21 protein-coding genes are annotated in these 22,764 nt (G+C 68.9%); 7 read left to right on the forward strand and 14 right to left on the reverse strand.

What is annotated here, in order from left to right:
* Nucleotides 1-106: 106 nt before the first annotated feature.
* The 7 genes from LGN17_RS07680 to LGN17_RS07710 form a co-directional block, all read right to left on the reverse strand.
* Complete coding sequence (locus LGN17_RS07680) at nt 107-1,045, reverse strand: helix-turn-helix domain-containing protein (protein ID WP_226195760.1); 939 nt, start codon at nt 1,043-1,045, stop codon at nt 107-109.
* Between the two features lie 64 nt (nt 1,046-1,109).
* Entirely contained in the window at nt 1,110-1,697 is a 588-nt protein-coding gene (locus tag LGN17_RS07685; protein WP_226195761.1) for a DUF3156 family protein, read from the reverse strand.
* Nucleotides 1,694-3,196: an APC family permease gene (locus LGN17_RS07690; RefSeq protein ID WP_226195762.1), complete on the reverse strand. Its 1,503-nt coding sequence runs from the start codon at nt 3,194-3,196 to the stop codon at nt 1,694-1,696. The genes LGN17_RS07685 and LGN17_RS07690 overlap by 4 nt, the downstream gene beginning before the upstream one ends.
* Nucleotides 3,197-3,367: 171 nt before the next feature.
* Nucleotides 3,368-4,708 (reverse strand): aspartate aminotransferase family protein, encoded by a 1,341-nt coding sequence (locus tag LGN17_RS07695; protein ID WP_226195763.1) that lies wholly within the window; start codon nt 4,706-4,708, stop codon nt 3,368-3,370.
* Between the two features lie 72 nt (nt 4,709-4,780).
* Nucleotides 4,781-6,283 carry an aldehyde dehydrogenase family protein gene (locus LGN17_RS07700; RefSeq protein WP_226195764.1) on the reverse strand — a complete coding sequence of 501 codons (1,503 nt, stop codon included), beginning with the start codon at nt 6,281-6,283 and terminating at the stop codon, nt 4,781-4,783.
* Between the two features lie 320 nt (nt 6,284-6,603).
* A complete protein-coding gene (locus LGN17_RS07705; RefSeq protein WP_226195765.1) occupies nt 6,604-7,344 on the reverse strand; it encodes a helix-turn-helix transcriptional regulator in 741 nt (246 codons plus the stop codon).
* A 163-nt stretch (nt 7,345-7,507) separates the two neighbouring features.
* Nucleotides 7,508-8,380: a neutral zinc metallopeptidase gene (locus LGN17_RS07710; protein ID WP_226195766.1), complete on the reverse strand. Its 873-nt coding sequence runs from the start codon at nt 8,378-8,380 to the stop codon at nt 7,508-7,510.
* A gap of 395 nt (nt 8,381-8,775) precedes the next feature.
* Between LGN17_RS07710 and LGN17_RS07715 the strand changes: the two genes are divergently transcribed.
* The 5 genes from LGN17_RS07715 to LGN17_RS07735 all read left to right on the forward strand — a co-directional run bounded on the left by LGN17_RS07715 (nt 8,776) and on the right by LGN17_RS07735 (nt 13,765).
* On the forward strand, nt 8,776-9,567 hold the full coding sequence (locus LGN17_RS07715) for an SDR family NAD(P)-dependent oxidoreductase (protein WP_226195767.1): 792 nt from the start codon (nt 8,776-8,778) through the stop codon (nt 9,565-9,567).
* A 194-nt stretch (nt 9,568-9,761) separates the two neighbouring features.
* A complete protein-coding gene (locus LGN17_RS07720) occupies nt 9,762-10,826 on the forward strand; it encodes a LysR family transcriptional regulator (RefSeq protein ID WP_226195768.1) in 1,065 nt (354 codons plus the stop codon).
* Nucleotides 10,827-10,926: 100 nt separating this feature from the next.
* Nucleotides 10,927-11,616, forward strand: a complete 690-nt coding sequence (locus tag LGN17_RS07725) for a DUF4286 family protein (protein WP_226195769.1) — start codon at nt 10,927-10,929, stop codon at nt 11,614-11,616.
* A 78-nt stretch (nt 11,617-11,694) separates the two neighbouring features.
* A complete protein-coding gene (locus LGN17_RS07730; protein WP_226195770.1) occupies nt 11,695-13,014 on the forward strand; it encodes an MFS transporter in 1,320 nt (439 codons plus the stop codon).
* A 49-nt stretch (nt 13,015-13,063) separates the two neighbouring features.
* Entirely contained in the window at nt 13,064-13,765 is a 702-nt protein-coding gene (locus tag LGN17_RS07735) for a DUF2848 domain-containing protein (RefSeq protein ID WP_226195771.1), read from the forward strand.
* A 408-nt stretch (nt 13,766-14,173) separates the two neighbouring features.
* Here LGN17_RS07735 and LGN17_RS07740 read toward each other — a convergent pair whose 3' ends face one another.
* Both LGN17_RS07740 and LGN17_RS07745 read right to left on the reverse strand, forming a co-directional pair.
* Entirely contained in the window at nt 14,174-15,565 is a 1,392-nt protein-coding gene (locus LGN17_RS07740) for an RtcB family protein (RefSeq protein ID WP_413227011.1), read from the reverse strand.
* A gap of 131 nt (nt 15,566-15,696) precedes the next feature.
* Nucleotides 15,697-16,680, reverse strand: coding sequence for an NAD-dependent epimerase/dehydratase family protein (locus tag LGN17_RS07745; RefSeq protein WP_226195773.1), 984 nt, complete (start codon nt 16,678-16,680; stop codon nt 15,697-15,699).
* 97 nt (nt 16,681-16,777) lie between these two features.
* Between LGN17_RS07745 and LGN17_RS07750 the strand changes: the two genes are divergently transcribed.
* Nucleotides 16,778-17,680, forward strand: coding sequence for a LysR family transcriptional regulator (locus LGN17_RS07750; protein WP_226195774.1), 903 nt, complete (start codon nt 16,778-16,780; stop codon nt 17,678-17,680).
* 51 nt (nt 17,681-17,731) lie between these two features.
* Here LGN17_RS07750 and LGN17_RS07755 read toward each other — a convergent pair whose 3' ends face one another.
* The gene (locus LGN17_RS07755) at nt 17,732-18,052 is read right to left on the reverse strand and encodes a hypothetical protein (protein WP_226195775.1); all 321 of its coding nucleotides are present in this window, start codon (nt 18,050-18,052) and stop codon (nt 17,732-17,734) included.
* Nucleotides 18,053-18,109: 57 nt separating this feature from the next.
* Entirely contained in the window at nt 18,110-18,982 is an 873-nt protein-coding gene (locus LGN17_RS07760; RefSeq protein ID WP_175958202.1) for a LysR family transcriptional regulator, read from the reverse strand.
* Between the two features lie 170 nt (nt 18,983-19,152).
* Between LGN17_RS07760 and LGN17_RS07765 the strand changes: the two genes are divergently transcribed.
* Nucleotides 19,153-20,613, forward strand: a complete 1,461-nt coding sequence (locus LGN17_RS07765) for an MFS transporter (protein ID WP_226195776.1) — start codon at nt 19,153-19,155, stop codon at nt 20,611-20,613.
* Nucleotides 20,614-20,699: 86 nt separating this feature from the next.
* Here the strand turns inward: LGN17_RS07765 and LGN17_RS07770 are convergent, their stop codons facing one another.
* From LGN17_RS07770 to creD, 3 genes are all read right to left on the reverse strand, one after another.
* Complete coding sequence (locus LGN17_RS07770) at nt 20,700-20,897, reverse strand: oxidoreductase-like domain-containing protein (protein WP_011354524.1); 198 nt, start codon at nt 20,895-20,897, stop codon at nt 20,700-20,702.
* 25 nt (nt 20,898-20,922) lie between these two features.
* Complete coding sequence (locus LGN17_RS07775; RefSeq protein ID WP_226195777.1) at nt 20,923-21,123, reverse strand: hypothetical protein; 201 nt, start codon at nt 21,121-21,123, stop codon at nt 20,923-20,925.
* A gap of 185 nt (nt 21,124-21,308) precedes the next feature.
* Nucleotides 21,309-22,694 carry a cell envelope integrity protein CreD gene (creD, locus tag LGN17_RS07780; RefSeq protein ID WP_226195778.1) on the reverse strand — a complete coding sequence of 462 codons (1,386 nt, stop codon included), beginning with the start codon at nt 22,692-22,694 and terminating at the stop codon, nt 21,309-21,311.
* Nucleotides 22,695-22,764 lie beyond the last annotated feature (70 nt).

Consider the following 22,764-nt stretch of genomic DNA (forward strand, 5'->3'; position numbering starts at 1 on the left):
ACAGGACTCTATCCAGCGAAAATTCAGGACCGCTATCGCAAATCGGCAAACGGTGGCGCGCATTGCCCGCGACGGCGCCTGGCGGCGGCGTCGCGAGGCGCATGCATCATGCGGGGCGCGTCGTCTGGGACGGCAACTCGCCGAACAGGTCGCGATACTCGCGCGCGAAATAGCCGAGATGCGTGAACCCCCAGCTCGCGGCGGCCTCGCCGACGCCGAGCTGCTGCACGGACGTCGTGCGCAGCATGCGCCGCACCGCGTTCAGCCGGATCGTGCGCAGGTAGCCGACCGGCGTGACGTCGGCCACGCGTTGGAAACTGGTTTGCAGCGTGCGGCGGCTGCAGCGCAGCGCGCGGCACAGTTCGAGCACGGTGACGGGTTCCTCGGGACGGTCGCGCAGGTGCTTCTCGCAACGGCTCACGATGTCGCTGTAGGTGGCGTGCGTGATGTCGCGGCGCTCGACGCCGATGCCCTGCTCGAGCGCATCGAGGAACATGCCGAGCATCGCGTCGCGGAACATCTTGCGGGTGGCCGCATATTCGAGCTGGCCCGGATTGCGCTGCGCATCGTCGATCAGCGCCGACAGCCGCGCGCCGAGCGCGACCCCCTGCTCGTCGGACAGCCGTGTCACGTGGCGCAGCTTGCGCGCGCCGGATGCGCCGAATTCGGCTTCGCACAGCTCGTCGACCATGTCGGACGACGCGCTGATCCCGACCAGCCCCATCCCTTCCGGTGTGTGGAATTCAAAATCCTCGCCGGCGTGCAGCGCCAGCAGCGCATAGCCGTCGACGGGCTGGCCCTGGAACGTGCCCGCGAGCGGCACGGACAGCGGCACCGCGAGCGACGTGCGCCCGGCCGGCGCGAGCCCGGTTTGCGCGACTCGCCGGTTGGTCGTTTCGCGAAAGAAATGGAAATCGTCGTACAGCACCTGCGTGACGGTGCCCTTGAAGCGGCCCGGCGTCATCTGACGGTAGACCTGATGCCAGCCCGCGATCGCGAGCCCGTGATCGTGCACGTCTTCGTGTGAGCGTGACTGGAACAGCATCGGCATCTCCGGTAAAACCCCTAAACGCGGCAACCGGGTTCCCCCCGGCGCGCGACGCCATAGCTTACCCGTGCAAAATCCTGCGTAGTGCGGTTTCGAACGCAAGACAGGCCGCCGACAGCGCGGCGGCCTGCTCGCCCGTCAGGCGGACATAGCGGCGCAACGACGGCATCCGGTTCACGACCTCGCTGCCGCCGAACGGCACGATCGCGAGCGTCCAGCGTCCGTCGCGTGCATCGATCGTACAGTCGGTCAGGTGCAGCGGCCGCAGCGCATCGGCCAGCGACGGCTCGGCGACCAGCGCGGCCACGGTGTCGACGAATCCGGGGCCGCATCCCGGCACGGCCACCGCATCGATGCCCGTGCGGCGCAGCCAGCCGGTCTGGCGCACGCGTGCACTGCCCTGCGCGGCCGGGCCGCACGCGGTTGCCGTCACCTTCACGCTGACCGTATGCATCAGGAACTGGCGGTCGACGCGCTCATCCACGCTCACGCGCACGCCGTTCGGCAGCCGCGCCGTCAGACTGCCGCCCTCATCGGCGTCGCGTTCGGCGCGCAGGTCGGCCAGCACGCGCGCGGCGATCGCGCCGGGCCGATGGCCGGGCGGCGGCGCATCGGGCGCTGCGCGCCAGCGGGCGAGCGCGAGCCTCACGATGCGACGTGCTCGTTGCGCAGCACTTCCTCGACCGGCACCGGCTTGAACGGATGCCGGCGCTGCACGACGAGCGTCCAGAACAGTGCGTACAGCGCGGTGAGCCCGAGCATCGCGCCGAACGGCACGTAGATGTCGCGCGCGTTCATGCCGGGCGGCGTGATGTACCAGATCGCCAGGACGATGCCGACGCTCGATACGATCTGCGGCAGCGGGAACAGCGGCGAACGGTACGGGCGCGGCAGGTCCGGGCGGCGAATCCGCAGCATCACGACCGACGCGGTGACGAGCAGGTAGGCGGTACCCCACGCGCAGGTCGCGGCGAGCACGAGGTGCAGGATGCTGTCGAGATTGCCGTTGATCAGCCACGCGTGGAAGATCGGCACGATCGCCGCCGCGACGATACCGACCACGGGCGTCTTGAAACGCGGATGCAGGTACGCGAAGCAGCGCGGCAGCGCCCCGTCGATCGCCATCCCGTACAGGATGCGCGGCAACCCGGCCATCAGCGTGTTGATCGTCGCGGCGCCCGCGCACAGGAACGCGATGCCGAACCACACGCGGCCGAAGGGCCCAAGCACCTGCAGCGCGAACGCGGGAATCGCGCCCGGCGTGTCGAGCAGGTGCGTGAGGCCGTCGGGGCTTACCGGCACGTTCGCGACCTGGCGGCGGATCGCCGCGCCGTACAGGAACATGCAGATCGCGACGCCGACGAGGCCGAGCGCCATCGCGCGCGGAATCGTCTTGCCCGGCGCCTTCATTTCCGGCGCGAGCGGCGTGACGAATTCGCAGCCGACGAACATGAACATCGCCATCCCGACCAGCGACAGCACGGCCGGAATCGACGTGCCGACCTCCGAGCCGCCGAACCAGCCGTCGAGATGGACGGCCGGCGCGGCCGCAAGGCCCAGAATCCCGAAGATCATCAGCGACAGCCACATGCCGGCCGTCAGGACGATCTCGAGCTTGCTGAACACCTTGATGCCGATGATGTTGGTGATCGCGAACGTGACGACGAGGCCGACGCCGACGAGCCAGGAACTGTTGTGCTTCTCAAGCGCGGCGTTCAGCGATTCGAAATTGACGAGCGCCATGATGCCGCTCAGGATCGTTTCCGCCGTACCGGCGAACACGTGCACGAGGAAATACGCGGAGATCGTGCCGGTGATCGCCCAGAAGCGGCCGAGCCCGCACGACAGGTAATCGTAAACCGAGCCGGCCGTCGGCAGCATCGCGGCGGCTTCGGAGAAGGTGGTCGCCTGCGCCTGCATCATCACGAACGCGATGATCATCGCGACCGCGAACGCCCAGCCGCCCATCCCGAAGCCCGACGTCGCGGTGAGAATCACCGGGCTTGCCATGATGAGGCCGACGGCGCTCGCCAGCGCGGTCGGAAAACCGACCGCCCCCGCCTTCAGCGCCGTGCCGCCACCCGCTTCAGCCGGCGTGCCGGCGGGCGTGCCGCCCGCTGCGCCGGTAACTCCAGACCATCCCGACATCTTCGTCTCCTTCCTTTGTTGACCCGAACCCGCGCTTGCGCACCCGGGCCCCTTGTCGATCACACGTTGATCCGATGTCGAAAAAATACGCAGGCAAAATAATCCGGTCATAGCGCAAATCGGCAAACCGGCGGCGGCCGCGCTGCCCGCCGCCGGCGTGCCGTCACGCGATCACGCGAACGGCACGGCCTCGAAGCCCGCCGCGAGCGCGTCGACGATCCGGTCGAGCTGCTCGCGCTGGATCACGAGCGGCGGCGACAGGATGATCTTCGTGCCGACCGGACGCACCAGCACACCGTTCTCCCGCACGACTTCCGCGACCGCGTTCGCATAGCCGGACAGCGGGTCGATCGGCTCGCGCGTGTCCTTGTTCGCGACGAGGTCGAGCGCGAGCATCAGCCCCTTGCCGCGCACCTCGCCGACCGCCGCGAAGCGTTCCGCGAACGGCTGCAGCGCTTCGAGCAGATACGCGCCCTGCTTCGCCGCGTTCGCCGGCAGGTCTTCCTTCACGACGATGTCGAGGCTTGCGATCGCGGCCGCGCATGCGACCGGGTGGCCCGCATAGGTGTAGCCGTGCATGATCGCGCCGCCGAAGTCTGCGTTCGCGGCGAACGCATCCTCGATCCGCGCGTTCACGACCGTCGCGCCGAGCGGCACGTAGCCCGACGAGATGCCCTTCGCGAGACACATGATGTCCGGGCGCACGCCCCAGCCGCGGCTGCCGAACAGGCTGCCGCTACGGCCGAAACCCGTCACGACCTCGTCGGCGATCAGCAGGACGCCGTAACGGTCGCACACCTCGCGCACGAGCGGCCAGTAGTTGGCCGGCGGCACGATCACGCCGCCCGCGCCCTGGATCGGCTCCGCGATGAACGCGGCGACCGTGTCGGGGCTCTGGAACTGGATCTCGCGCTCCAGCATTTCCGCGCAGATCCGGCCGAGTTCCTCCGGATCCTGCGTGAACGGGTTGCGGTACAGCCACGGCGTCTCGACATGGAAGCAGCCCGGCAGGTTCGGCTCGTAGTTGCGGCGGAACACCGTGTTGCCGTTCACCGACGCGCCGCCGAAGTGCGTGCCGTGATAGCCCTGCTTCAGCGAGATGAACTTCGTGCGGTCGGCCTGGCCGCGCACCTTCCAGTACTGGCGCGCGATCTTCAGCGCGGTCTCGACCGAGTCGGAGCCGCCCGAGCTGTACAGCACGCGGCGCATGCCTTCCGGTTCGAGCATGTCGATCACCTTCTTCGACAGCTCTTCCGCGCGCGGATGCGAAATGCCGTCGAACAGCTGGAAGTACTCGAGCTCGTCGAGCTGGCGCACGATCGCGTCCTTCACTTCCTGGCGGTTGTGGCCGACGTTCACGTTCCACAGGCCCGCGACGCCGTCGACGAGTTTCCGGCCCTGTTCGTCGAATACGTAGCAGCCATCGCCGCGCACGATGCGGATCGGCTTGCGCTGCTTCATGTCGTTCGGGTGCACCATCGGATGCCAGAATTTCGCTTCGTTGTAGCTCATTGCAGTCTCCACTGTCGGATCGGTTGAACCTCGATCGCCGAGGTTCGAGGTGGTCGTGGTTGGCGCAGCGCGTCAGTGCGCGATGCAGACGGATTTGGTTTCGGTGAAGCCTTCGATCGCGTACTGGCCGAATTCGCGGCCGATGCCCGATTGCTTGTAGCCGCCGAACGGCATCGACGGGTCGAGCGGGATATGGCAGTTCACCCACACGGTGCCGGCCTCGATCTGCGGCACGAGGTTCATCACGCGCTTCAGGTCGTTGCTCCAGATGCTCGCGGCAAGGCCGTACGGCGACGCGTTCGCGAGGCGCACCGCGTCGGCCGCATCGTCGAACGGCACGACGACGATCACCGGGCCGAACACTTCGTCGCGCACGATCGCGCTGTCCGGATGCGGATCGGCGATCACGGCCGGCTTCACGTAGTAGCCGGGCAGGTCGTCGGCCGGCGTGCCGCCCGCGAGGAACGTGAGGCCCGCGCGGCGCGCGCCTTCGATGTGCTGGACGACCTTGTCGCGGTGGTGCGCGGAGACGAGCGGGTTGATCTGCGCGGTCGTGTCGAGGCCCGCGCCGAGCTTCATCGACTGCGCGACGCCCGCCAGGCCGTCGGCGAGCTGCGCGAACTTGCTGCGATGCACATAAATGCGCGACGCGGCCGCGCACACCTGCCCCTGGTTGAAGAACGCGCCGGCGGCGACGCCGTCGAGCGCCTGCGCGACGTCGATGTCGTCGAGCATCACGATCGGGTTCTTGCCGCCGAGCTCGAGCGAGAAACGCGTCATGTTCTGCACGGCCGCCGCGCCGACCTGCTTGCCGGTCGCGGTCGAGCCCGTGAACGAGATTTTCGCGATCGACGGGTGGCTCGCGAGCGCGGCGCCGCACACGCGGCCGCCGGTGACGACGTTGAACACGCCGGGCGGCACCCCGGCCTCGCGCGCGAGTTCGGCCAGGCGCAACGCGGTGAGCGGCGTTTCCGGCGACGGCTTCAGCACGATCGTGCAGCCGGCGGCGAGCGCGGGAATCAGCTTCCACACCGCGATCATCAGCGGGAAATTCCACGGCACGATCGCGGCGACCACGCCGACCGGCTCCTTGCGCGTATAGGCCGTATAGCGCGCGCCGGGCGGGAACGGGATCGACACGTCGAGCGTCTGGCCGGTGATCTTGGTCGCCCAGCCGGCCATGTAGCGCGCGTATTCGACGCTCGCGCCGACCTCGATCGCGCGCGACACGTGGATCGACTTGCCCTGGTTCAGCGTTTCGAGCTGCGCGAGCGTTTCGGCGTCGCGCTCGATCAGGTCGGCGAGTTTCAGCAGGATGCGTTCGCGGTCGGCCGGGCGCAGGCCGCTCCACACACGGGTGTCGAATGCGCGCTTCGCGCTGGCGACCGCGCGATCGACGTCGCGTTCGTCGGCGTCCGCGACCGTCGCGAGCCGCCCGCCCGTCGCGGGGTCGTACACGTCGAGCCGCGCGGCCGCGTGTGCGGGCTGCGTTTCACCGTCGATGAAGAGGCCGAAGTCGCGCGCAACGAAGGTGCGCACGGTGTCGCTGACAGCGACGAAATTCGTGGTGCTCATGGGCGTCTCGAGGATTGTCGTGGCTGGACCGCATGCGCACGGGCACGCGGGCGTCGTTCCACTGTATCGACGAGGGATCGCGCCCGGTGAGCGCAAATTGGCAGCGCGTGGGCGCCGAGGGGGCGGGTGCGAACCCTGCGGGGGCGGGGCGCGCGCCGGGACCGGAAACTGGCCCGGTATCGCACGGGCAGACAGGCCGGCGCGCTCGACCGGGGCGGGCATGTCCGCGCCGGTACCGGGTTAATGCCCGGTCATTGCAAGGCTAGTTTCTGAAGCCATGCGCCACCGGTTCGAAGTTCGGACCGCAATTATCCGATGAATTACAGGAACAGCGCCCCGACCAGTTCGGTGCGGTTCGACACGCCGAGCTTGCGGAACATGCGCATCAGGTGCGTCTTGACGGTCGGCTGGCCGAGCGCGAGATCGCGGGCGATCTCCTTGTTCGAGCGGCCGTCGCGCACGAGGCGCGCGATCTGCTCCTCGCGATAGGTCAGCCGCTCCTCGCAGCCGATCCGGTGGATCCCGCTCCGCACGCGCAGCAGCGGGCTCAGCGCGGCTTCGGCCACGGGCTGCAGCCGCGCGAGCGCATCGATCTCGCCGGGCGCGAACCGCCCGGCCGTGCTGTCGGCGGCCACGCCGCCGCACGTTTCGCCCGCCCCGAAGCGCAGCAGCGAGAACGCGCCGACCGTCCGCCCCGCGTCGCGCAGCCAGATCTCGACGACGTCGGCCACGTCGTGCCGCCGCAGGAAACGGGTCCAGTACGCGGACGCATCGCGTCTTTCGTCAGGCAATTGGGAAGCGAGCGTGACGACCGCGCGATCGCCTGCCGCGCAGCGCGACGGATGCAGCGGATCGAGCATCCGGTAGCGCGCGACATAGGTGCGATGCATCGATTCCGGCATCCCGAACAGCTCGAAATCGGCCGGCTCGCCGCTCTGGTCGAGCCGGTAGAACACGATCGCTGAAGGGCTCGCGAACGCGTCGAACGCATCCACGCACGCGCGCAGCGCGCGTGGCCAGTCGGCGGCGGCCGGGTCGGCGGGAATGGTTGGGGTCGGCATGGTGGAATCGGCGGGCGGGCGAACGGATCGAAGATCGAAGTCCGGGCCAGCCTACCGGCGCCGAAAAGCGCCGGTGAGCACAAATCGGCAAACCGCCCCGATTCGGCGGATTCGGCTCGTTCGGCCGGGACGACGCGGGCGCGCGACGGTGCGCGCGCCGTTTTCAGCGCGCGTTCGCGGCGAACGTGTCGCAGGCGCTCAGCTCGCCCGATTCCATCCCGCGCCGCAGCCAGTACACGCGCTGGTCGCTGGTGCCGTGCGTGAAGCTTTCCGGCACGACATAGCCCTGCCCTTGCTGCTGCAGCCGGTCGTCGCCGATCGCGGCCGCCGCCTTCAGCCCCTGTTCGAAATCGCCGGGTTCGATCAGCCGCTGGTTCGCACGCTGCGCGTTGTTCGCCCACACGCCGGCAAAACAGTCGGCCTGCAGTTCCATCCGCACCGACAGCGCGTTCGAGTGCGCCTGGCTCGCCCGCCGGCGGGCGGCGTCGACCTTGTCGGAAATGCCGAGCAGGTTCTGCACGTGATGGCCGACTTCGTGCGCGATCACGTAAGCCTGCGCGAAATCGCCGCCCGCGCCGAAACGCTTGCGCAGTTCGTCGTAGAAACCGAGATCGATATACACCTTGCGGTCGCCCGGGCAGTAGAACGGCCCCATCGCGGTCTGGCCCGTGCCGCATGCGGTCGGCGTCGAGTTCGTGAACATCACGAGCGTCGGCGGCTGGTACTGCGCATGCAGCTGGGTATTGAACACGCCCGTCCACGTGCGCTCGATATTGCCGAGCACCTTGCGCGTGAACACCGCACCCGGATCGTTCGCCGGCGCGCCCTGCCGCTGCGCAGGCGCAGGCTGCTGCTGGCCCTGCAGCGCCGAGGCGCCTTCGAGTATCACGCGCGGGTCGATCCCGAAGAAATACGACGCGGCGAACGCAACCACGATCGTGCCGATGCCGATCGTCGCGCCACGCCCGCCGCCGAACCCGCCGGCGCCGCGGCGATCCTCGACGTTCGTGCTTTCCCTTTCGTCGTCCAGCCTCATTGGCGGCCCTCCCTGTTCTTGTCGATGGTCCGGCGCGCGAGCGCGCAACCGGGCAATAAGTGTCGTGGCACGATCCTTCGGCCGATGCAGCGCGCGCCGGGGGCACGCTGATGCCGGGATCGCCGGCCTGCCGCTCCGCTCGCACGACGGAATCGGCCGGCCGATGCGCCGCGCGTCGCTGCGCGGCCCGCCCGCGCTATTCTGCCGGGCTTTCGTGACTTATCGCAAAAATGTGGAGGATAGAGCGATTCGGCGCCGGACATCGTCAGCCTTTGCAAAATGGCTCGCTGCCGTGCCCGCCGTCCGGAAGGCGCCCCGTTCATCCTTTCGGCTGATACCGGCGCTCGCCGGCGCCGCCTAAAGTGACCGGAAACGACACCTTTCCGGAGCACGACATGACACACCCGCAACCCCGCACGATCGCGATCACCGGCGCGGGCACCGGTATCGGCGCCGCGTGCGCGCGCCGCTTCGCCCGCCGCGGCGACCGCGTCGTGCTGATCGGCCGGCGCCGGGCGCCGCTCGATGCGCTGGCCGCAGAAACAGGCGGCCTCGCGCTGGCCGGCGACGCCGCGAGCACCGCCGACTGGGCCCGCTTCCTGCCGCGGATCGCCGAACGCTTCGGCCGCGTCGACTCACTCGTTGCCTGCGCGGGCGGCCACGGGCTCGGCCGCGCGGACGAAACCGACGACGCACGGTGGCGCGACGCGATGCACGCGAACCTCGACACCGCGTTCGTCAGCGCGCGCGCGTGTCTGCCCGACCTGATCGCGCAGCGCGGCAGCATCGTGCTGGTCGCGTCGATCGCGGCGCTCGCGGCCGGGCCCGGCGTATGCGGCTACACGGTCGGCAAGCACGCGCTGCTCGGGCTCGCACGGTCGCTCGCGCGCGACTACGGGCCGCACGGCGTACGGGCGAATGCAGTGTGCCCCGGCTGGGTCCGCACGCCGATGGCCGATGCGGAAATGGAACCGCTGATGTCGGCGCACGGCGACACGCTCGACGGCGCGTATGCACGCGTCAGCGCCGACGTGCCGCTGCGGCGCGCGGCCGAGCCGGACGAGATCGCGGCCGTGTGCGCGTTCCTCGCATCGCCGGACGCATCGTTCGTGACCGGTGCGACGCTCGTGGCAGACGGCGGCGCGATGGTCGTCGACGTGCCGACGCTCGCGTTCGACAAGCTTTGATGCGCACGGGTGCGCCGCTCGCGTGACGCACGCGTCGCGGGCGGCGTTGCGTGCACGTGCCGCCCTCCACTGCCGGCCCCGCCCCCGCCGCCGCACGTGCACCGCGCCGCCCGCTCGCTTCCGGCCGCCGAAAATCCGCTACCATCGACCGATCCCGCCGCCCCGTCCGGCACCGCCTCACTGTTCGAACGTCGATGAACATCCGGTTTCTTGAAACCTTCGTCTGGCTCGCGAAGCTGGAAAACTTCCGGCTCACGGCCGAAAAACTGCACACGACGCAGGCCGCCGTATCGAGCCGCATCGCGTCGCTGGAGGAAGCGTTCGACGTCCGCCTGTTCGATCGCAACACGCGCTCGGCCACGCTCACGCCCGCCGGGCGCCGCATGCTCGCGTACGCGGAGCGGATCGTGCGACTCGACAGCGAAATGCGCCGCGATATCGATGCGGCGAGCGACGCGGGCCTGATCCGGATCGGCGTGATCGAATCGATCGTGCACAGCTGGTTCCCGGCGCTGATGGCGCAACTGCGCGAGCGCTATCCGCGCCTCGACGTCGAGATCACGAGCGACACGACGCTGCACCTGATCCGCCTGCTCAGCACCGACGGCGTCGACCTGATCCTGCAGACCGACCCAGTGCCCGGCCCCGATTTCACGAACCTGCCGCTGTGCGAATTCCCGGTGCGCTGGGCGGCCAGCCCGCGCCTCGGGCTCGGCGGCCAGCCGCTCGACGTCGCACGTCTGGCCGAATTCCCGATCATCAGCTTCTCGCGCCACTCGGGGCCGCACGCGACGATCGAGCGACTGTTCGCGGCCGTCGAACGGCCGGCCAGCATCAACTGCATCACGTCGGTCGCCGCGATGATCCGCCTCGTCGCCGACGGCTTCGGCGTGGCCGCGCTGCCGCCCGCGATCATCGGCCGCGAGCTGCAGGAAGGCGCGCTCGAACTGCTCGACGTCGAACCCGAATTCCCCGCGCTGCCGCTCGTCGCGACGTATCGCAGCCAGGGCCTGCCGGTCGCCGCACGCATCGCGGAACTGGCCAGCGAAGTCGCGCGCGCGATGGCCGCCGCCGCGAGCCACGCAAAACCGGTGGCAGCGGCTACGCCCGATAGCGCCGGCAAAACACCCGCCCGTCCCGCGACAAAGACGCAGACGAAGACGAAGGCCAATACGCAAGCAAAAACGAAAACCAGGCGCGCGACGCCATCCGCACCGCCCGCCACGCCCCCCGCGAAACGCCGCCCGCGCCGCTCATAAGAAAACCTGTTCACCGCGAATTTGTTTTCTTGTTGGACGGGCGCGGCCCGTCTTCGGGAAACTGAGGTTCCTGACATCCCCCGTCACGAGGAACCCCGCGATGACCCGCCTTTCCCTTCCGCACGGCCAGCTTTGCGTCTGGACGGATATCGACCCCGCGTACGAAGCCGATTTCAACGCGTGGTACGACCGCGAGCACATGCAGGAACGTGTCGCGATCCCCGGTTTCACGCATGCGCGGCGCTTTCGCGCGACCGATCGCGGCCCGCGCCAATATCTCGCGCTGTACGTGACGGACGCGCTCGACGTGTTCCATGGCGACGCATACCGGCGCGCGTTCACGCAGCAGACCGCATGGTCGCTCGCGAACTTCGAGCGCATGACGGGCACGCAACGACGCGTCGGAGAACTGACGATCGAGGCCGGCGACGGCGAAGGCGCGCATCTTGCGCTGTTCGTGTTGCCGCCGGATCGCATCGATGTGCCGACGCTGCGCGAGCGCTTCGACGACATGCTGCGCGAACCGGGCATCCATGCCGCACGGCTCTTTTGCACCGCGCCCGAGCTGTCCGCGCCGATCGGCGCCGATGCGGCCGCGCGCCCGGCCGCCGATGCGCTCGTGCTGATCGAAGGCAGCGACGCGGCCGCGACGCGCCGCGCGGCCGCCTCGCTCGCCGGGCACGACGACGTGCGTACCTTCGACCTGCTGTGGCGCGCCGCCGCACCGCGGCATGCGGCACGCGGCAACGCCGAAACCGAGTCCGCTGCCGCTGCCGCCCAGCCCGCCTGATCGCCCGCGCCGGCCGCACCGCAGGCGCGATGCACGCCAGCGCATCGTCCCGGCGCTTCACCCCGTTCCCGTCACGACATGCCCGACACCATGAGCACTCTCGCCCAGCCCGCCGCCCACGCGCCCCGCCGCGTCCGCAACAGCCGACTCGCGACCGCGAGCATGATCGGCACGTCGCTCGAGTGGTACGACTTCACGATCTACAACACGCTCGCGGCACTCGTCTTCAATCACCTGTTCTTCCCGTCGGTCGATCCGCTGGCCGGCACGATCCTCGCGTTCTCGACCTATGCGGTCGGCTACGTATCGCGCCCGCTCGGCGGTTTCGTGTTCGGCAATCTCGGCGACCGCATCGGCCGCCGCGCGGTGCTGATGCTCACGCTCGTGCTGATGGGCGTGACGACCGCGCTGATGGGCGCGCTGCCGACCTATGCGCAAGCCGGCATCCTGAGCCCGATCCTGCTCGTCGCGCTGCGCTTCGTGCAGGGCGTCGCGCTCGGCGGCGAATGGGCGGGCGCGGTGCTGCTGTCGGTCGAGCACGGCGACCAGAAGCGGCGCGGGCTGTCCGCGTCGTGGACGCAGATCGGCCCGTCGTTCGGCACGCTGCTCGGCACCGGCTGCATCGCGCTCGTGACGCTGTCGACCACATCGGGCGATTTCCTGTCGTGGGGCTGGCGCGTGCCGTTCGCGGCCAGCGCGCTGCTCGTCGTGTTCGGGTTCTGGCTGCGGCGCGGCGTCGATGAAACGCCGCAGTTCGAGCAACTCGCCGAATCGCACGCGACCGCCGAGGTGCCCGTCGCCGACGTGCTGAAGTTCCACTGGAAGCGCCTGCTGATCGCGGGCGGGTCGCGGATCGGCTCGGACGTGCTGTATGCGCTGATCGTCGTGTTCACGCTCACCTACGTGACGACCGTGCTGCACCTGTCGCGCCCCGTCGCACTGACGGCCGTGATGATCGGCACGGCCTGCAACGCGCTCGCGGTGCCGTTCTTCGGCGCGCTGTCGGACCGCTTCGGCCGCCGGCCCGTGTATCTCGCCGGCGCGCTCGCCGGCATCGTGTGGGCGTTCGTGTTCTTCGCACTGCTCGATTCGGCGCGCCCCGTCGCGATCGTCGCGGCCGTCGCGATCGGCCTCGTGATCCACGCGGTGATGTACGGCCCGCAGGGCGCGTTCGTGACCGAACAGTTCCCGACCCGCGTGCGCTATGCGGGCGCGTCGCTCGCGTACACGCTCGCCGGCATCGTCGGCGGCGGCTTCGCGCCGCTCGTGATCGCCACGCTGTTCCGGCAGACGGGCACGACGACGGCCGTATCGCTGTACGTGGCCGCCGCGCTCGTCGTCACGTCGGCCGCGCTCCTCGCCGCACGCGAAACCGCACACGAGCCGCTCGCGGATTGAGCGTCGCCGCCAGCCGCTTCATTCCTTCGCACTTCAAACGGATACCCGCATGCCAACCCTGTCGTTCAACGTGATTTCCCGGCAACGCGCGCCGGCCACCGTCGACGTCGAGATCGAGCGCGTCGTGATCGCCGGCTGGGCCGGACGCGATCCGGCCGCGATCCAGGCACATATCGACGAACTCGCGGCGCTCGGCGTTGCACCGCCGTCGACCACGCCCTGCTTCTATCGCGTGTCGGCCGCACTGCTCACGCAGGCGCCGTCGATCGGCGTACTGGGTGCGCGCTCGGGCGGCGAGATCGAATGCGTGCTGCTCGACAGCTCGGCCGGCACGCTCGTGACCGTCGGCTCCGATCATACGGATCGCGAAGTCGAGGCTTACGGTGTTGCCGTGTCGAAGCAGGTGTGCGCGAAGCCGCTCGGCCACGACGCGTGGCTTTACGCGGACGTCGCGAATCATTGGGATGCGATCGAGATGCGTTCGTGGTTGATCTCGCGCGATGGCGAGCGGTCGGCTTACCAGCACGGCACGGTGAGTGGCCTGCTGGCGCCCGAGGTGCTGTGGCAGCGCTTCGACGGCCGCCGCACGGTGCCCGCGCGCGGCGCGATGTATGGCGGCACGGTGGCGGTGCATGGCGCGATCGCGGCGATGGGCGACGGTGATGCGTTCGAGATGGAACTGCACGATCCGGTGCTCGGGCGCAGCCTTCGGCACCGCTATGCAGTGGAGGTGTTGCCGGTCGTGGCGTGACGAACCACGAGGCGCGGAACACGGGCGCGACAGCGTTCTGTCGCCGCCCATGCCGCCGCTAGTAGGGCTGAAAGCAGTGATAGTCCGGAAAGTTGAACTGCGAGTTGCCGCAATACAGGACGCCAACCAGGTTGGTACACCCGCTCAATGCGAACATCATGGCGCCCGCAACCGACACTTTCCATCCGAAATGCAACATTGCGCCCCCGTTTTCGCTATTTCGACGTCGACCGCCATGATGCTCATCGGACGCCCCCGGGTATGTGGAGAATTGTTGTGCCGCGTGTGCGTCGGTTCGCCATGACGCCTTCCCGTGCCCGGGTTCAGCCCGAGGCACGGGTAGGCGAACGGTGTATCACCGGCCCTGGCGCAAGCGACGACGGCGGCCACGGAGCACGCCGCCGCCCGTCACGCCTTGAACGTGATCCACGGCTTCAGCCGGACCGCGCTGCGAATGAGGCCGGCCTGCTCCTGCGCATCGATCACGGGCCCGATCGGTTTGTAGGCTTCCGGCGCTTCCTCGATGCGGCGCTCGTCGCGCAGCGTGACGCAGCGCCACGTGCCCGGCGCCTGCTCCGTGCGCATCCGCCGCACCGCCTGGCGGCGCACGCTGCGACCGGCCCCGTGGCTGCATGACCACAACCAGTCGGGATGGCCGAGCCCGGTCGCGAGAAACGACGCATCGCCCATCGATCCGGGAATCAGCGCGAAGTCGCCGTCGCGAGCGGGGGTCGCCCCCTTGCGATGGATGTTCATCCCGTGTTCGCGCAGCACGACGTTGTGCGGCACGTCGACCACGAGGGCCGAGCGGGTCTCGCCTGTGAGTTCCGCGAGTTCCTTGCGCACCATCTCGGCAAGCACGACACGGTTGAGCCACGCATAGCGCGCAGCCGTGCCCATTGCGACGAGGTATTCGCGCGCCAGCTCGCCGGACAGGCCGTACAGGCCGCTTTCCGGATGCCTGACGCCTGCCGGCCACGCCGCGCGCGCCCGGTCCATCCAGCGCCGCCCGACGTAGAAACCGACATCGCGCGAACCGCTGTGGATCATCACGACGACATCGTCCTTCGCGAGTCCCGCACGGTAGGCCGCATGCCGATCGAACACCGCGTCGACCACCTGCAGTTCGACGAAATGATTGCCCGACCCGGGGGTGCCGAGGCAAGGATCGCGGAATACCTCGCGCGACCCGACATGGGCGTCCGGCGCATATTTCGCGCTGCCGTCGAACCGGTCGAGACCGATGCACGACGACAGTTCGTCGATCAGCCGGTCGCGGTCGACGTGCTGCCAGAGCCCCTGCGGCGCGACGCGATCGACGAATGCCGCCGGGCCCGCATCGAACAGCGCGCGAAATGCGTCGCTGGCGACGGGCACGTCGCGCCGATCCGCGAGAATCGCGCGCGTCAGCCGCTCGACGAGCGCCGTCTCGTACGGCGCGAGCGCCGACCGCTTGAGGCCCGTGGTGACGAGACGCATCCCGCAATTGATATCGGTGCCGATCGCGGCGGGAATCACGAATGCGTCGTCGGTCGCGACGATCGAGCCGACGGGCGCGACGCCGCCCGGATGAAAATCGGGCGTCGCGCACGCCTTGCACACACCCTGATGGCCATCCGGCGAACGGACGGCCGCGAACGCGAGCAACTGCCGAACGGCCTTCTCCTCGAGCGGGAGCGAATCGGGCAACAGGACGGACGCCTGCGTCAGTTCATTGCGCAGGTGATAGATGCCGGCGTGATAGTCGACATGGATGCCTTGCCGTTGCAAGGCCTTTTTCAAGCGAGGGAAAGTAGACATCGCTGCTGAAAATGAAAAAGGTACGACGCGACCTCCGGCCTTGCGGCGGTCGTGGGTACCTTCCTGCAGCAGCGTCGAGGAAGGGAGCGCGGATCATAGCAGAACGCGATTGCGTTCGCGACCGCCGTTGCTCACTCGAGACACCCGAGCCCCGCCAGCGTCGCCTCCACCGCCGTGTCGAGCGGCGTCACCGGCTCACGGCCGAGCACCGCGGTCACCCGCGTGTTGTCGAGCCGGATCGGCTCGCGCCACAGGTAGCGCATTTCGAGCAATTCGCGCAGCGTCGTGACGAACGGCGCCGCGGCCCACACGAACCACCACGGGAACTTGCGCACCGTCGGGCGCAGCCCGTGCCGCTGCGCGACGCGCCGTACGGCCTCCGCCATCTGCGTGCCGTCCGCATCCCAATGTCCGCCGAGGTGAAAGCGCGCGAACGGTTCCAGCGTGTCGCGCCGCTCGATCAGCTCGACCATCGCGCGCGCGGCATCCGGCACGTACGACCATTGATGCCCGATGCCGTCCCGCCCCGGCACGCTGATGGCCGCAACCGGCTGCCCGGCCTTGACGAACCCCGCCGCAAACCAGCTGTTGCCGGTGAGCTTCGGCCCGAAGAAATCGCCGGCGCGCACGATGATCGTGCGAACGCCTTGCCCGGCCGCATCCTGCAGCCGGCGCTCCAGTTCGACGCGGATCGCGCCCTTGCGCGTCGACGGATGCTGCGGCGCATCTTCGTACAGCACCGGAAACGCATCGGCGCCGTAGTTGTAGACCGTGCCGGGCAGCACGACGGTCGCCCGCTCCGCCTTCGCCGCCGCGATCGTGTTGTCGATCATCGGCAGCACCTGCCCGGCCCAGTCCCGGTAGCCCGGCGGATTCACCGCATGCACGATCACGCTGCAGCCGCGTGCCGCCCGGACAACCGCGTCGCGGTCCATCGCGTCGCCGCGCATCCATGCGATGCCATCGCGCTCCACAACCTCGGCGTCGAGCCCGCGCTTCAGCGCACGCACCTGCCAGCCCGCATCGCGCAACTGCCGCGCGACTTCCCCGCCAATCCCGCCGCTCGCGCCGAGCACGAGTGCCTGTCGTTGCGTCCCGCCTGCGTGGGTCGTCATTGCGCTCTCCTTGAATGAACCGTGATGACCCACATTCTGGCGCGCCTTCTGCTATCAAGGAATTGCTTAACCTGATAGATCAGCTATACATTTATGTATGACCACCGATCTGAACTGGGAGCGCTACCGCACCTTCCTCGCCGTGCTGACGGAAGGCTCGCTGTCCGGCGCGGCGCGCGCGCTCGGCATCACGCAGCCGACGGCCGGCCGCCATGTCGCGGCGCTCGAGTCCGCGTTCGGCCAAACGCTGTTCACACGCTCACCGTCCGGCCTGCTGCCGACCGAAGCGGCGCTCGCGCTGCGCGGTCACGCGGAGGCGCTGCGCAGCGCGGCGGCCGCGTTCGAACGCGCGGCCGCGAGCCACGGCGCCGGCGTGCGCGGCATCGTGCGGATCTCGGCCAGCGACGTCATCGCCGTCGAAGTGCTGCCGCCGATTCTCGCGCAATTGCGACGCGACCATCCGGGGCTCGTCATCGAACTGGCGCCGACCGACCGCATCCAGGACGTGCTCAAGCGCGAGGCCGACATCGCCGTGCGGATGGCGCCGCCCGCGCAGGAGGCGCTCGTCGCGCAGCGCGTCGGCGCAATCGAAGTCGGGATGTATGCGCGCGACGACTACCTGGCGCGCAACGGGACACCCGAGACGGTCGACGAACTCGCACATCACGCACTGATCGGCTTCGACACGATCACGCCGTTCATCCGTTCGGCGAGCCGCAGCATGCCGCAGTGGAAGCGGGATGCGTTCTCGCTACGCACCGACAGCAACCTCGCGCAGCTCGCGATGATCCGCGCCGGCTACGGGATCGGCTTCTGCCAGAGCGGGCTCGCGAAACGCGACGCGCGGCTCGTGCGCGTGCTGGCGGACAGGCTCGCGATGCAGTTGGAAACCTGGGTCGTGATGCACGAGGACCAGCGATCGAGCCCGCGCTGCCGCGCGGTGTTCGACGCGCTGGCCGACGGGCTGCGTGCGTACGTGAATGGCGAAATCGTCGAATAGCCGGTTCGGGGCGACGGACACGAACGACGTGAACGCATCGCCCGAGCGGCGCTATTCGTAGATTTTCCCGGCGAACAGGATGTCCGCCATGCGCCGCCACGGATTGTCCGGCATGGCGTAAAAACGCAGCCCTTCCTCCGACGCTTCGGCCCAGTCGACCATCGCTTCCAGGTACTCGCCGATCGAGCGGTTTTCCCAGCCGAGCGCGGCACGCACATACGGCGACGGCGGCAGGTCGGCCTCGAGCTGCCGCTCCTTGTTCCAGTCGTGGCCCAGCACGCGCAGGAAGTGGATCAGCGAGCGTTCGTCGACCACGCGCTCCAGCGCATCCTGCAGCTTCGCGGCCATCTGGCGTTGCAGTTCGTCGTTCATTTTTGTCTCCTGGCGCGCCTCTCAGTTACGCGCTGCCGCCTGTCGTGCGGCCCGGTTTTACATCAGCAATTGCCGCGACAGCACCTCGCGCGCCTGCGTGACGGTTTCGCGTTCGCCCGGCATCGGCGGCGTCAGCGAAAACACCGCGTCGGGCAGCGGCGGCAGACGATATTTCGCGCCGAGCCGCATCATGCCCTCGCCGATCGCCGACGCGCACAGGCAGCCCACCCCGAGCCCCGCCGCCAGCATCGACTGCAGCCCGGCCACCCCCGACGCGCTGTGCACGAGCCGGTACGGCATGTGCTGCTCGTCGAGCGAGCGCACCGCGACCTGATGCATCATGCAGTCGTCCGGCAACAGCACGAGCGGCAGCGGTTCGGGCAACTGCTCGGCGAGCGCCGGCGACGCGACCCACGACAGCGGCTCGCGCCGCAGCACCCAGCGCGTATCGGCCGACGCCGGCCGGAACGGCCCGCTCGACAGGTTCATCACCACGCCGAGATCGACCTGCCCGCGCGCATGCGCCGCCTCGATATCCGCGCTCTTCATCGCGCTGACGTGCAGGCTCAGCTGCGGGTAGCACTCCCGCAGCCGCGCGAGCAGGCCCGCGACTTCGTTGGTCCGGTAGTAATCGGTGATCGCGACGCGCAGCTCGCCCTTGATCGCCTGCCCGCGCACTTCGTCGAATGCGGCCTCGTTCAGCGCAACGATGCGCCGCGCATGCTGCAGCAACCGCGAGCCGGCCGGGGTCGGCTCGACCCCGCGCTTGCTGCGCACGAACAGCGGCACGCCGGCACGCGATTCGAGCTTGCGCACCTGCTCGCTGACCGTCGACTGCGACAGGTGCAGCAGCGGCGCGGCGGCCGTCAGGCTGCCGGCGTCCGCGACCGCCGCGAAAGTACGCAACTGATCCAGATCGAAACCGCGCATCGTCACTCCCCATCCATCGAATTACCCGATGGATGCTACCACCAATTCCCGCTTTTCCGATTTGTCGACACGAACCAGAATGGGGGTCAATCGCCCGTCCACGGCCGAACCGGCACTCCCGGCGTCGCGCCCGGCGTGAATGTGGCACTCATTCTTTCGGATCTGCTTCCATGACGAACGACACCCTTGCTCCCCGCGTGCCGGCCGGCACGGCCGCCGCGGCGACGCCGCGCAGCCACCACGGCTGGGCGCTGGTGGTCCTGCTGGTTGGCGCGATTTTGCCGCCGCTCGACTACTTCATTGTGAATCTCGCGCTGCCGGCCATCCGCGACGGCATCGGCGCGCGCCCGGCCGAGCTGCAGCTGGTCGTGTCGGCGTACGCGTGCGCGAACGCCGTCGTGCAGATCACCGGCGGCCGGCTCGGCGACCTGTACGGCCGCAAGCGGATGTTCATGATCGGGATGGCCGGCTTCGTCGTCGCATCGACGTTGTGCGGGCTCGCCGGCAGCGGCGTGGTGCTGGTTGGCGGCCGCGTGCTGCAGGGCCTGTTCGCCGCGATCCTCGCGCCGCAGGTGCTCGCGACGATCCGCAGCGTATTCAGCCCGCAGGAGCAGGTGCGCGTGATGGGTTTCTATGGTTTCGTGTTCGGCCTCGCGGCCGTGATCGGCCAGCTCGGCGGCGGCGCGTTGATCAGCCTGCATCCGTTCGGGCTCGGCTGGCGCGCGATCTTCCTCGTCAACCTGCCGATCGGCATCCTGGCGCTGATCGGCAGCTGGCGCTTCATCCCGGAAAGCCGGCCGCCGAAAGGCCAGCGCATCGACGTGCCGGGCATGGCGCTGCTGTCGCTGCTCCTGCTGATGCTCGTCTACCCGCTCACGCACGGGCGCGAGGCCGGCTGGCCGCTGTGGATGGTCGCATGCCTCGCCGGCACGCCACCCATGCTCGGCGCGCTGCTGGCGGTCGAGGCGCGCCGTCTCGCGGGCGGACACGATCCGCTGCTCGACGTGCGCCTGTTGCGCAACCCGGTCGTCGCGCTCGGGCTCGTGCTGGCGTTCCTGTTCTATACGCTGAGCGCGTTCTTCCTGAGCTACGGGATCTACCTGCAGGGCTGCCTGAACTGGTCGCCGCTCGCGTCGGGGCTCGCGATCCTGCCGCTCGGGATCGGCTTCCTGTCGAGCCCGCTGCTGATGCCGCGCCTCGTCGGCCGGTTCGGCGGCTATCGCGTGCTCACGCTCGGTTTCGCGATGCTCGCGGCCGGCGTCGCGACGGCCGCCACGCTTGCGGGTGCAGCCGCTCCAAGTCCCGGTTTCTACGCGGGAATCGCGGCGATCGGGATCGGCCAGGGCCTCGTGCTGCCGTCGGTCGTGCGGATCGTGCTCGCGGAAGTCGACACGGCGCGCGCGGGCGTCGCATCCGGCATGGTCACCGCGATGCTGCAGATCGGCGCGGCCGTCGGCGCGGCCACGCTCGGCGGCGTGTTCTTCGCCCGGCTCGGCGCGCATCCGGCCGCGCTCGATTATGTGCAGGGCTTCAGGACGTCGATGTTCGCGCTGACGGCCGTGCTGCTCGGGTGCGTCGCGTTGTCGGCCATGCTCGGGCCGCTGCATCGGCGGCTGCATGCAGCAACGTAAGCGGAACGGGAATCGCAGCGCACGCAGGGTCTGAAGCGGGAACCATCGGGTGCAGGTGCAAATGCGGCCGCTCACCGGCATCCGGCTCACGCGTGATGCTTGCGTTGCGCCTGACGCGCTTCCCATTCGGCCAGCTCGACGCGATAGCGCGCGAGTGCTTCGTCGTAGAGATCGAAGACGCAAGGCGAGCAGCCGCTGTTGCAGCAGTCTTCCAGTTCGGGTTGGATGGGCGGGGTCGGACGGGGATCGTCGACGGACGGATCCCCGGAAGGTTGGTTCGGCACGGCGTGGTCCGGTGAAGTAAGACGATCAGTATAGGTCGATCCGGGCCACCGCCGCTTTCAGCAGGCCGAATGGCGAGACGGACATCCGTTCGACGTGCGGCGGCGGCGCGCTCGGCGTCTTGCCGGCCTCGACGACGACCGGGATCGAACCCGGATCCTGCGCGAACACCAGGGTTCTGCCGTGGACGACGTGCTCATCCACCGTGCGGATCACAAAACCGTACACAGGTTGTTTTCCTGGATTTGACGAGAAGCGACAGCGGGCGCTTGATCGGGCCGCCCCTCGGAACGTGTGCGTCCGCGACCGCGGAAAGCGTGCGTGAATCGGCGGCGCGATATCCCGCCGTATGCGCCGCATGACGCGCCGGTCGTGACATTCCCGGCCGGCGCGCCTGCTCGCCACCCGCGCGCTTACTTCGCCTGCGCGCCCGGCTTCACGACACCCGCCTTATCGCCCAGCGGCTGCCACGCGGCACCGAGCGAATACCAGTCGACGCGGCGCGTGAGCGTCATGATGCCGGCAAGAATCGCGAACAGCAGCAACGAACCGAGCATCAGCGCATTGTCTTCCGACAGCAGCAGCCCGTAGAGCGCCGCATACAGCACCGCGAGCAGCACCGCGAACACCGCGCCGCGCTTCACGCTGTGCAGCACGAACGACAGGTAGAACGCGAGCAACCCGATGCATGCGCCGCTCGCCGCGAGATACGCATAAGCGAACTTGATGTGTTCGGACAGGCTCAGCAGCAGCAGGAAGAACAGCGCGAGCGACAGGCCGACCAGCGCGTACTGGATCGGGTGAATGCGCAGCCGCTTCACGAGTTCGTACATGAAGAAGCTCGCGAACGTGAGCATCACGAACAGCGCACCGTACTTCGTCGCGCGCTCGGCCTGCAGATACACGTTCACGGGTTCGATCACCGACACCGACGCCATTTCGATCGCCCCTGTCCCGTCGCCCGAGGCGATCTGCTCGCGCGCCTTCGTGTTGAACGACGTCACGCGCCAGTTGCCGGTGAAGCCGCGCGCATCGACCGTGCGGTTGTTCGGCAGGAACGCGCCGTCGAAACTCGGATGCGGCCACGTCGATGTCAGCGAGAAATCGTTCTGGTCGCCCACCGGCGCGAACGCGACGGAATCCGCGCCGCGCAGCGGCAAGTCGATGCTGAACGGCACGGCCGCCCCCGCGCTTGCGTCCGCCAGTGCCGCCAGATCGACGTTCGCGTGCACACCCTGGCGCAGGCCGTCCAGCCGCGTGCCCTGCTCGACGTCGAAGCGCGCGCCGCCGATGCGCAGGTCGGGTTGCGCGGTCAGCCCGCGAATGTCGCCGATGCCGATCGAAACATAAGCGTCGTCGACCTTGAAGCTCACATGGCCGTCGGCTTGCGGCAGCTTCTTCAGGTCCGGCAACGGCAGCGTGCCGCTCAACCGGCTCGCCAACTCGTACACCAGCGCCTTGTGGATGCCGCGATAGCGGACACTGGTCGTCAGCGTGCCGTCGACGTTCAGCGTCTTCGGAAACACGAGCAGGCGCTTCGTCTCGCTTCGCAGGCTCGTCTTCATCGCGCCGCCGGCCGGCGAATCGTCGCGCACGCGCGTGACTTCCGTGTAGTGCACGACGAGCACGGGGCCCGCCACCGTCTGCGGCCCCGCATAGCTCGACCAGATGCTCTGCAGCGCATCCCTGCGATACGTGGCGCGTTCCTGCACGATGCTTTGCACCATCTGCAGGGGAATCAGGATCAGCAGCGCGAGAAACGCGGTGATCGCGAATTTGAACAACAGGACTCGATTCATGGCCGACGGGCACCGGAGTAAAAGGGTACGGTCAGCATGAGCGGCCCCGGTGAAGGGCGATTGAAGCCGG

The organism is Burkholderia sp. AU30280, from assembly GCF_020420125.1.
In the GTDB taxonomy this organism is placed as follows: domain Bacteria; phylum Pseudomonadota; class Gammaproteobacteria; order Burkholderiales; family Burkholderiaceae; genus Burkholderia.